Genomic DNA, 2,959 nt, shown 5'->3' on the forward strand with positions numbered 1-2,959 from the left:
TCAATCCCTGATGCTGAATTTCCTTGTTGAAAACTGTAGTTTCTAGCCAGGTAAGCTGTGAATTTGTGTTCGAGATATGTTCCGATCGCTTTTCCGTCTGTGACTCCATAAAGTGCAGGTTCATCGAACAGAGATTCTATATTAGCAAATTTAGCTGCTTCAGCACACAAATCTTCAATAGTTAATGTTGGCTTCATCCTTAATATCAATTCACTTCACTATTAACCGTACACCATAGTATGTCAGTTTGTTTACGACCCAAATCAGTGTGATATCTGGAAATCAGGAAATAAGTTGTTCAATCGATCGAGCTTTCTTCTGGTACCAAAACTCTTTGCAATGAGGTAATTATCAACACGATCGCAAAAAACATCACCGTCATCGCTGCCCCTTTCGCCATTTTTTGTTGCTCGAATGATGCCTTAACGGCTTCATACATTACCGTCGTCGTCGCCCCATTGGGGCCACCTTGGGTCATGATTTTGACTTGATCGAACAGGCGAAACGAGAGAATTGAAGTCACCAGCATTACGAAGATCAGGGTATTCCGTAATTGGGGAATCGTGATATAGCGAAACTGATTCCATTTATTGCTGCCATCGATCGCGGCGGCTTCATATAGCGCGATCGGAATCGACTGCAACCCCGATAAAATAATCACCATCTGAAAACCTGCCCCTTGCCACAGTGACAGCAGCATAATCGCGGGTAGAGCGAGGACGGGATCGTTTAAAAAGTCTCTGGGTTGCCACAGTCCGAATGTAATCGCGGATAGCAAAGCGTTCATCATCCCATTGGCACTAGGGGCATAAACGATCGTCCAAATCACTGCCACTAGTGCCATCGGAAACACCACGGGCATAAAGAAAATCGTCCGCAAGATCCCGATCCCTGGGATCGATCGATTCAGTAGCACCGCTAGTCCTAAAGCTAATCCGGTCTGAACTGGCACCATTACCAGCGCAAACAAACCGTTATTGAATAATGCCTGACGGAAGTTGGGATCGAGCCACACGCGGCGATATTGTTCTAGCCCCAGAAATTGCAGCGGTAGCGGCGAACCGAGACGGAGGTTGGTGAAGGAGATGATCAGAGCTAGTAGAAAGGGTAGAGCGACGAATAGAAGCAAGCCGAGTAAAGCTGGAGCCGCCATTAGTAGTGCTGTGCGGGTATCGTCGGTGGTTGCTTTAGTCGATCGCATCTCAGTGCGATCGAGTCGAGATGAAGGAGAATCAGTCATGACTACTGCCGAGCTAAGTTCGGATTGGGATAATTTTGGTTGTCTTGCAAGTCCACATCGATCGTCGTTGCTGCTTTATCCAGGGCGGTTTTGACTGGTAAACCGTTGCGAATATTGGCAAATGCTTCTTGAAAGGCGGAGGTAATCACTGGATAAGCTGGCGTTTGGGGGCGCGGTACGGTTTCACCTGCTAGCAATTGGGCGGCAAATAGTCGCAGTGCGCCATTGGGGGCGTAGAACTGAGATTTGGCGATCGCGCTTTTGGTGCCAGGGACTGCGCCATTAACATTCGCCATAGCCAATACTTCCTGGGGTTGGAGTAAGAATTCGAGGAAATTCATTGCTGTTTTTTGACACTGGGTTGTCGGGCAATTGGTCGTAATTCCCCAATTCCACGAGCCTTGTGCCGTCTTGGCACCCGTGCCGAAGTTGGGTAAGGGCAGGACGACGAGATCTTTGCCGACGGCTTTGGCATAGTCTTTATACACCCAGTGTCCGACCCAGGATAGTGCGACTCGACCGCTCGCAAATGCGGCATCATCGATGTTAGGGTCTACATAACCTTTGTTAAACCAATTTTGGACTGATTGCATCGCTGCGACGGCCTGAGGGCTATTGAGGCGGCCATTAGCGGTACGATTGGTGCGGCGATCGATTAAGTCTCCCCCCGCTGATTGAATAATTGGGGAGAAGCCGTAGGTTGCCCATTCACCGCGATAATTGAGTTTGAGATCCAGCACTTGACGTTGGCGAAGCCTCTCCCTTGGAGAATCGGGATCGGTTTTGGCTAATGCTGCCAATGCTTGATCGAATTCGGCGATCGTCCAGGCATCTTTAGTACCAGTCGGGATTCTAATTCCCGCTGCTTGCAGCTTGCTACGGCGAGCGTATAGCCCCAATCCCGAATCATAAGTACCGACAGAATATAACCGTCCTTGATAGCTACCTTGTTGGACAATCGACGGTAATAAATCTTGTTTGACTGCTGGCGAAATCAACTTATCGATCGGGATCAGATTTTGTTGCCAGACATAGTTATAGATAAATGGCCCATCAAATTCGAGCACGTCGGGCAAATCTTTGGATAGTGCAGCGGCTTGGACTTGGGAATTGTAAGAGCCTTCAGGAACAAAGGTTAATTGGACTGTAGTTGTCGGATGTGCTTGATTAAACCGCTTCACCTGTTGTTCTAACACTTGCCGCTCGGCAGCTTGCCCCGCATGTGCCCAAACTTTGAGAGTGTCTGGTTGGTGGGGATTGGAGCTACCACAGCTACTCAGGCATAGCAGCAGTGGAGCGAGTAATCCTAGTTTGTGGTAGCGGTGCATCATTTGCTTCTCCAACTTAGATGTTCGCCGCCTGAAAAGTCAGCACTTCGATCTCTAATACATTGTACTCATCATTTAATCTGACTGCGAACAAAAGTTATCGCACTTTTTCAAGAGAGCGGGGAAAGGATTGTACTTAACTGCTTGTAATAAGCCGATTGGTAAATGATGAGAACTTGTGGGCTGCTACTTTTCTAGTGGGGACAGAACCCGGATCTGGGGGTTCCGACCCCCAGTCCCCCCGTTGAGGAGCGGAGTGCCGCCCCTCAAACTCCCCTGCACAAGGGTTGGTTTGTGGGCAACGGGGCGCGCTTCGCATTAGCTCCGCAATGGGAATCGATCTGTGAGTGGGGTTTCTCGATCAAAAATCCTTAACCAGAACTGAAGTTAA

At 48.8% G+C, this 2,959-nt stretch carries 2 protein-coding genes and 1 pseudogene; all 3 read right to left on the reverse strand.

All coding sequences use genetic code 11. The features are described 5' to 3' along the window. Positions 1-197: pseudogene (locus RMO27_RS20690) on the reverse strand (restriction endonuclease); the annotation flags it as partial. Positions 198-298: 101 nt separating this feature from the next. Further along, the gene (locus RMO27_RS20695) at positions 299-1,240 is read right to left on the reverse strand and encodes a sugar ABC transporter permease (RefSeq protein WP_309736131.1); all 942 of its coding nucleotides are present in this window, start codon (positions 1,238-1,240) and stop codon (positions 299-301) included. A 2-nt stretch (positions 1,241-1,242) separates the two neighbouring features. Further along, positions 1,243-2,568 (reverse strand): sugar ABC transporter substrate-binding protein, encoded by a 1,326-nt coding sequence (locus RMO27_RS20700; protein ID WP_309736133.1) that lies wholly within the window; start codon positions 2,566-2,568, stop codon positions 1,243-1,245. Positions 2,569-2,959: the final 391 nt, after the last annotated feature.

Source organism: Chamaesiphon sp. OTE_75_metabat_556, from assembly GCF_031378165.1.
Classification (GTDB): Bacteria; Cyanobacteriota; Cyanobacteriia; order Cyanobacteriales; family Chamaesiphonaceae; genus Chamaesiphon.

Excerpts from the sequence above, each read along its gene's own strand:
- RMO27_RS20695 (WP_309736131.1), bottom strand. The coding sequence starts at position 1,240 with ATGACTGATTCTCCTTCATCTCGACTCGATCGCACTGAGATGCGATCG.
- RMO27_RS20700 (WP_309736133.1), bottom strand. The coding sequence starts at position 2,568 with ATGCACCGCTACCACAAACTAGGATTACTCGCTCCACTGCTGCTATGC.